The 7952-nt window shown below is 71.8% G+C and carries 5 protein-coding genes; 3 read left to right on the top strand and 2 right to left on the bottom strand.

Going from position 1 to position 7952, the window contains the following annotated elements:
• Window positions 1–40: 40 nt before the first annotated feature.
• The gene (locus ACFT5B_RS19335) at window positions 41–1522 is read right to left on the bottom strand and encodes an MFS transporter (protein ID WP_386800816.1); all 1482 of its coding nucleotides are present in this window, start codon (window positions 1520–1522) and stop codon (window positions 41–43) included.
• A gap of 77 nt (window positions 1523–1599) precedes the next feature.
• On the opposite strand from ACFT5B_RS19335, the gene ACFT5B_RS19330 reads away from it, so the two are divergent.
• Window positions 1600–2523: a helix-turn-helix transcriptional regulator gene (locus ACFT5B_RS19330; RefSeq protein WP_386800815.1), complete on the top strand. Its 924-nt coding sequence runs from the start codon at window positions 1600–1602 to the stop codon at window positions 2521–2523.
• Window positions 2524–2539: 16 nt separating this feature from the next.
• Here ACFT5B_RS19330 and ACFT5B_RS19325 read toward each other — a convergent pair whose 3' ends face one another.
• Window positions 2540–3559 (bottom strand): peptidoglycan DD-metalloendopeptidase family protein, encoded by a 1020-nt coding sequence (locus ACFT5B_RS19325; RefSeq protein ID WP_386800814.1) that lies wholly within the window; start codon window positions 3557–3559, stop codon window positions 2540–2542.
• Window positions 3560–3678: 119 nt separating this feature from the next.
• On the opposite strand from ACFT5B_RS19325, the gene ACFT5B_RS19320 reads away from it, so the two are divergent.
• Both ACFT5B_RS19320 and ACFT5B_RS19315 read left to right on the top strand, forming a co-directional pair.
• Entirely contained in the window at window positions 3679–5775 is a 2097-nt protein-coding gene (locus ACFT5B_RS19320) for an MMPL family transporter (RefSeq protein WP_386800813.1), read from the top strand.
• Window positions 5776–5835: 60 nt separating this feature from the next.
• Window positions 5836–7503, top strand: coding sequence for an HAD family acid phosphatase (locus ACFT5B_RS19315; protein ID WP_386800812.1), 1668 nt, complete (start codon window positions 5836–5838; stop codon window positions 7501–7503).
• The last annotated feature ends 449 nt before the right edge of the window (window positions 7504–7952 follow it).

Genomic DNA, 7952 nt, shown 5'->3' with positions numbered 1-7952 from the left:
GGGCACCGCGAGGGTGCCCCGGCCGTCTCGCTCCCGGTGCTCAGGCGGTGGCTTCTGCCGCGGCGGCGGCCCCGGCACCCGCGGGCCGCCAGACCCGCAGCCCGAGCCCGACGGCCACCGCGGCGACGAGGACGATCGCCGCGTCGAGCCCGAGGACGACGTGGACGCCGTGCTCGAGGCTCGCGGCGGTCGTCGCGAGCACGCCGAGCAGCGGGATCCCGACGGTGATCCCGACCTGCTGGGTCGTCGTGACGACGCCGGTCACGAGTCCCTGCTGGTCGTCGGCGACGCCCGACGTCGCGGTCACGCCGTACGAGATGATCGCGCCGAGGTGGCAGACCGACGCCAGCGAGACCCCGGCGACGGCGAGCCACACCGAACCGGTCCCGGTGCCGAGCGCCAGGAGCGTCGCGATGAACACGCCCTGCCCGACGAGCGCGCCGACGAGGGTCCGCGGGGCGCCGAACCGGTCGACGAGCTTCGGGGCCAGGGCGCCCGCGCCGACGGACAGCACGCCCTGGACGCCGAACACCAGCCCGGTCCGGAACGCGTCGAGCCCGAGGACGTCCTGCAGGTAGAGCGTGAGGACGAAGATGACGGTGCTCATCATCGAGAACGTGACGAGCCCGCCGAGGTTCCCCCAGGCGACCGTCCGACGACGCAGCAGCGGCAGCGACACGAGCGGCTGCGCGGTCCGTGACTCCACGACGACGAACGCGACCAGCAACCCGGCACCCAGCAGCAGGGCGGTGAGCACGTCGACGTGGCCGAACCCGCGCGACGCCGCCGTCGACAGCGCGTAGATCAGGGCGAGCAGGCCGCCCGTGACGGTCGCGGCGCCGGGGACGTCGAGGCGTGGACGGTCCGGCCCCTCGTGCCGCGACTCGTGGAGGAAGAGCCGCGCGAGCGGCAGGACGAGCACGGTCGCGACGGCGAGGACGGCCATCGTGGAGCGCCACCCGAGCGTGTCGGTGAGCACGCCGCCCAGCACCATGCCGACGGTGAAGCCGAGCGAGAGAAGGGTCCCTGCGACGCCGAGCGCGCGCGCCCGGCGCGGCCCCTCCTCGAACGTGGTGGTGAGCAGAGCCATGGCGGTGGGCACGATCGCGGCGGCGCCCAGGCCCTGCAGCGCCCGCCCCGCGAGGAACACGGCCGGTGACGGCGCGAGGGTCGCGACGAGCGACGCGGCGCCGAACACGGCGAGCCCGCCGAGGAACAGCCGGCGCCGGCCGTAGAGGTCGCCGGTGCGCCCGAGCAGGAGGAGGAACCCGCCCGAGGGGAGGGCGAACGCGGTGATCGCCCACTGGAGCGTCGACGACGACATCGCGAGGTCGGTGCCGATCGTCGGCAGGGCGACGTTGAGGATGGAGAAGTCCAGGGCGACCATGAACTGCGCCGCGCACAGGACGACGAGGACGAGGAGCTCGCGCCGGGCGAAGCGTGCGCCCACGGGAGCGGGCTCCGGCGCGGGCGAGCGGCCGGCCGTGCGGCCGGTGTCGTGGGTGAGGGTCTCGGTTGCCATGCGTCGAGCCTCGGGCCGCTCCGACATCCGTGGGGAGCCCCCGTTTATGCTGGTGGCCGCACCACCAGGCAGGCACCGTGAGGACGGGGGACCCCGGCATGGCCGAGCTGGTCGAGGCGCGTCCCGCGCCGCACACATCGGGCACCGACGCGGCCGCAGCGCGCCGCGCCGAGCTGCGTGACTTCCTGCGCACCCGGCGCGCCCGGGTGAGCCCCGCCGACGTCGGCCTGCCCGACGCCGGACGCCGCCGCACCCCGGGCCTGCGCCGCGAGGAGGTCGCGGTGCTCGCGGGCGTCGGGGCGTCCTGGTACCAGTGGCTCGAGCAGGGGCGCGACATCCAGGTCTCCCCGCAGGTGCTCGACGCCGTCGCCCGGGTCCTGCTGCTGTCGAGTGCGGAGCGCCGCCACCTCTACGCGCTCGCGGGCCTCAACCCGCCGGCGGCCGAGGTCGACGGCGACGCGCGCGGCGTCGGCGAGGGCCTGATGCGCCTCCTCGACTCGTGGATGCCGAGCCCGGCGCACGTCATGGACCGGTACTGGAACTGCGTCATGTACAACGAGGCGTCGGCGGCCGTGCTGGGCATGCGGCCCGACATCCCGCAGAACTGCATGGTCGCGTTCTTCACGGACGACCTGTACCGCAGCCGGGCCGTGAACTGGGAGGCGAACGCGGGCTCCGTCGTCGCGCAGTTCCGGGCAGCGTGCACCGCGAACCCCGGCGACGACGGGTACGCGGCGGTCGTCGAGGAGCTCCGCGAGACGAGCCCCGAGTTCGTCGAGCGGTGGGCGCAGCACGACGTCGCGTCGCCCGGCTTCCTCGCGAAGGAGCTCGAGCACCCGGTGCTCGGAACGCTCTTCGTCGAGGCGACGCAGCTGCAGGTCCCGGCTCGCCCCGACCTCTCGCTCGTCCTGCACAACCCCGTGCCCGGTACGGGCACGCGCGAGAAGCTCGAGCGGCTGCTGTCGCCCGAGGTGCGACGCGCGGCGCTCGCTGCCGGCTGACCGCCCGCCCCGGAGGTCAGCCCCGGCGCAGCCGAGCGTCCAGGACGAACCCTCGCTTGCCGCCGACGGACACGTCGCGCGAGTGCTTGATGTGCGCGTAGACCACGGTGATCCGGGTGCCCTTCTTCACGGCCTTGACGTGCTTGTAGGCCGTCGTCGGACCGACCCGCATCCAGGTGTCGTGCGTGACGACGTAGGTCACCTTGGTGGTGCCGCCCGAGCCGACCTTCGTCGGGGAGACGTACGCGGCGCTCGCCCAGCCTCGGGTGGTCCCGACGGTCACGGGCACGAAGTTGTTCGTCTTCTTGCCGGGCTTGGAGATCATCTTCGTGTTGCGGGGGACGGTCTTCAGGACCCGGTAGCCCGTGGACGGGCCCGAGCGGATGTTGAGCCGCGTCGCGGTCGAGTAGTAGGTGCAGCTGGTGGGCGTCTTCACGCCCTGGTCGAAGATCCGGGCGCGAGCGATGCTCACGCCGCGCGCGCGGAGCCAGGTCGACGGGTTGACGTGCGTCTTGCCGTAGCCGCCCTTCCAGACCTCGAGGTGCAGGTTGGGGCTCGTCGCCGGACCGCTCGACCCGACGAGCGCGATCCGCTGCCCGGCCTTGACCTTCTGCCCCGCGTGCACGTACTTCGTCGCCTTGGCCATGTGCACGTAGACGAGGTCGTACCGGACCCCGCCCCCCGAGCTCTTGACCATGACGTACCCGGCGTTCCCGTTCTTGGGGTTCACCGCGTGGGTCACGGTCCCTGCGGCGACCGCATAGATCGGGGCGCCGTTCTGCGCCTCGAGGTCGATGCCGATGTGCCACGCGCTCGCGTTCGCCACCGGGAGGCACCGGGGCCCGTACATCGACGACGTGTAGAACGTCTCGGCCTTGAGCGGCGACACGTAGCGTGCCGCAGCGTCCGCGGCGCCGCCGGGTCCGAGCAGCGCCGGGCCGGCGAGGACCGGGACGACGACCGCGAGCGCGACCGCGAGCAGGGCTGCGAGGAGGGTGGTCGCCCGGGGTGCCGGGCGTCGTCGTCCGTCAGTCATGTGTTCCACCGTGCGCCCGAAGGCCCGGCTGCGCACCTCCGACACGCGCACGGAACTCAGGGGGTGATCCGGGTGTTCCCGGGGTTCCCTGTGGGCGCGCTGAGTCTCAGACTGGGACGGTGCCCCGGATCGCCGCGTGGATCACCCACCGATGGACGAAGTGGATCGTCATCGGCTTCTGGCTCGTCGTGCTCGCCGTCCTCGGCCCGCTCGCGGGCAAGCTGGGCGGTGTCCAGTCGAACGACGCCAAGAACTGGCTGCCGGAGAGCGCCGAGTCCACCCAGGTCCTGGACGTGGCGTCGACGTTCTCGGACCCGGACACGCTGCCCGCGGTCGTGGTCTACGTGCGGGACGACGGCGGCAACCTGACGCAGGCCGATCTTGCTGCCGTCGCGGAGGACGCGAAGACGTTCGGCCAGCGCGACGACCTCGACGGCAAGGTGGTCGGGCCCGTGCCGTCCCAGGACGGCAAGGCCGCACAGGTCGTCGTCCCGCTCAACCTCGGCCCGAACGGCTGGGACCACGCCGCCGACGCCGTGGCGGAGCTGCGCCAGGTGGCGGACGACGGGCCCCCCGACCTGGGCGCGTACGTGACGGGGCCGGCCGGCCAGGCCGCGGACTCGTCGAAGGCGTTCGAGGGCATCGAGTCGACGCTGCTGTTCGCGGCGGCCGGCGTCGTGATCGTCATCCTCCTGCTGACCTACCGGAGCCCGGTCCTGTGGCTGCTCCCGGTGATCTCGGCCGGGGTTGCGCTCACGGTCGCGCAGGCCGTGATCTACCTGCTCGCCGAGCACGCCGGGCTCACCGTGAACGCGCAGTCGGCCGGCATCCTCACGGTGCTGGTCTTCGGTGCCGGGACGGACTACGCCCTGCTCCTGGTCGCGCGCTACCGGGAGGAGCTGCGCCGGCACGGTGACAAGCACGAGGCGATGGGGCTCGCGCTGCACCGCGCGTCGCCCGCGATCATCGCGTCGGGCGCGACCGTGGCCCTCGGGATGCTGTGCCTCCTCGTGGCGCAGATGAGCTCGACGAGCGGGCTGGGCCCGGTCGCGGCGATCGGGATCGTCGTCGGCCTGCTGGTGATGCTGACGCTGCTGCCCGCGCTGCTCGTCGCGTGCGGCCGGTGGGTGTTCTGGCCGCGCATCCCGCACGAGGGGCAGGCGGAGCCGACCGAGAACGGTGTCTGGGCGAAGGTCGGTCGCCGGATCGCCCGCGGCCCGCGACGCACGTGGGTGGTGACGTCGGTGATCCTCGCGGTCTGCACGCTGGGCGTCACCCAGCTGGGCGCGACCGGCCTGACGACGGCCGAGTCGTTCCGCGGCGAGCAGCCGTCCGTGACGGGGCAGCAGGTGCTGGAGAAGCACTTCCCGGGCGGCGCGGGCGAGCCGGTGGTGGTGGTCTCGAACGCCGCGCAGGCCGACGAGGTGCGCACCGCGTTCGCCGGTACCGGCGGGATCGACGCGTCGACCGTGACCAAGCCCGTCACGAAGGACGGCGTGGCCTACCTCGAGGGGACGCTGACCGCCGCCCCGGACAGCCAGGCCGCGTACGACACCGTCGACCGGGTGCGCGACGCCGTGCACGCCGTGCCGGGCGCGGACGCGAAGGTCGGTGGCTCGACGGCCGTCAACCTCGACGTCCTGCGCGCGTCGTGGAGCGACACGGAACGGATCATCCCGCTGATCCTGCTGGTCGTGTTCGTGATCCTGGCGCTGCTGCTGCGCGCGATCACCGCTCCGCTGATCCTCATCGGCACGGTCGTGCTGTCGTTCGGCGCGGCGCTCGGCGTCAGCGCGCTCGTCTTCCGGCACGTGTTCGGCTACGCCGGTGCCGACCCGTCGCTGCCGCTCTTCGTCTTCGTGTTCCTGGTCGCGCTGGGGATCGACTACAACATCTTCCTCATGACCCGCGTGCGCGAGGAGGCGGGCAAGCTCGGCACCCGCCGCGGCGCGCTCGTCGGGCTCGCCGCCACGGGCGGGGTCATCACGTCCGCGGGGCTGGTGCTCGCCGGCACGTTTGCGACCCTGGGCACCCTCCCGCTCGTGACGTTCGCGGAGATCGGGTTCGCGGTCGCGTTCGGCGTGCTGCTCGACACGCTGATCGTCCGCTCGGTCCTGGTGACGGCACTGAACCTCGACGTCGGACGGTCCATGTGGTGGCCGAGCAGGCTGTCGCGCGAGGAGCGCCGTTCGGGGGCGCCGGAGCCTGTCGCCTGACGTTACCGGGTGGTACGTTCGCTCGGGTCCGCACCGTCGCGAGACCCGAGGGAGACCCCCGTGCGCAGCACCCGCAGGATCGTCACCACCGTCGTCGCCGGAGCCGTCGGGCTCGGGCTCACCGTCACCGCCGCGGTCCTTCCGGCGGACGCCCACGGCAGAGGCGGCGGGCACCCGGGCGGCGGCTGGCCGTCGTCGGGCAGCAGCCAGCACCTCGCCCCGCGCACGCACTTCACGATGAAGCCCGACGGCTCGAGCGGGCTCATGCCGGACGGGGAAGGCATCCCCAACATCGACTCGGTCAAGAAGACCATCGCTTCGTACTACGGCGACCCCGGGACCGGCATCGCCGACAAGACGGCGTCGCCCTACATCCGCGAGATGGACGCGATCGTCGCGAAGGAGCTGCGGAAGCTCCCGACCATGCTCGCCGACGCGCGCCGGCACCACGAGAAGCCCGCGATCGTCTTCGACGCCGACGACACGACGTTGTGGACCTACGACATGGAGGTCGGGGACATGAAGTTCGTGTTCAGCCCGGCCGAGCAGGACGTCTGGGTCCAGGGCCAGAAGTTCCCGGCGACGCCGGCCATGGTGCGGTTCGTCAACACCGCGCACGCGCTCGGCTTCACGATCTTCGGCCTCACGGGCCGCAACGACGACCAGAAGGCCGCGACCGTCGCGAACCTGCAGAAGGTCGGCTACCAAGGCTTCACGTCGGCGAACTTCTACACGAAGTGGACCGGCAAGGGCGCCTCCCAGCAGCCGTCGTACGTCACGTGCCAGGCGGCGTCGTGCACCACGGTCGAGTACAAGGCGCTGACCCGGCGGCACATCGAGGACCTCGGCTACACGATCACGCTCAACGTCGGGGACCAGTGGTCCGACCTCCAGGGCGGCTACGCCGACCGCATCCTCAAGCTCCCCAACCCGACCTACTACCTGCCGTCCGCCGACCTGCCGGGGCTGCGTGAGCCGCGCCTGGCCCCGAGGACGCAGTTCGCGATGAAGCCCGACGGCTCGAGCGGGCTCACGCAGGGCGGGGAGGGCATCCCCAACATCGACTCGGTGAAGAAGACGATCGCGACGTACTACGGGGACCCGGGCACCGGGCTCGCGAGCAGGACGTCGTCGCCGTACCTGACGGAGATGAAGCGCCTGACCCAGAAGGTCGCGCCCCAGGTCGCGCGGCAGTGCGCGGTGGGGGCATGGCTCCACCGCAACCCGGCGATCGTCCTGGACGCCGACGACACCACCCTGTGGACGTACGACATGGAGGTCGGGGACATGAAGTTCGTCTTCGATCCGGCCGAGCAGGACGTGTGGGTCCAGGCGCAGAAGTTCCCTGCCACGCCGGGCATGGTCTCGCTCGTGGACACGGCGCGCCGGGCCGGCTGCACGATCGTCGGGCTGACGGGCCGCAACGACGACCAGAAGGCCGCCACCCTGGGCAACCTGGAGGCCGTGGGCTACCAGGGCTTCACCGCGGGCAACTACTACACGAAGTGGACCGGCGTCGGGTCGTCGCAGCAGCCGTCGTACATCACGTGCGCCACGGCCAAGTGCACGACCATCGAGTACAAGTCGCAGACGCGGGCGCACGTGGAGGCTCCCGCGGGTGGCGGGTACGACGTGGTCGCGAACTTCGGGGACCAGTACTCCGACCTGATCGGTGGCCACGCCGACCGGACGGTCAAGCTGCCGAACCCCACGTACTACCTGCCCTGACGAGCTGCGCCGACCGCCGCGGGACCGGGCTCGACACCCGGGCCCCGCGGCGGTCTCGCGCCCGCCGGCGCCGGGGTGGTCGGGGCCGGCCCCAGGAGGTGCTACGCTAGTGATCCCCCCGGAACGTGAGGGACGGACGAGTCGGCTCGGAAGAGCACGGCGAGGCTGTTCGCCGCCGGAGGGCAACCCATTCACGAAGGAACTTGGCGCATTTGCTGTGCCCGGGTGCTGTCGTGATGGACGGATCTTTGTTCGATTCCGTCGCTCCGGTCGAAATCCAGCGGATTTGATCGGAGGGCCGAGAACCGGATAGAGTTCAGAAGTCGCCACGGAGAAGGCCGAAAAGCCGGAACGGGGTGAGCGTCCGTTTCTTGAGAACTCAACAGTGTGCTTGATAGTCAATGCCAAATTTTATCCCTCGTGGTTGCTGGCACCGGTTGGTGTTGGTG

The organism is Luteimicrobium sp. NPDC057192, assembly GCF_042670205.1.
Classification (GTDB): domain Bacteria; phylum Actinomycetota; class Actinomycetes; order Actinomycetales; family Cellulomonadaceae; genus Luteimicrobium.
The sequence above is the reverse complement of the archived record's forward strand: the minus strand, read 5'-3'. Positions and strand labels throughout refer to the sequence as shown.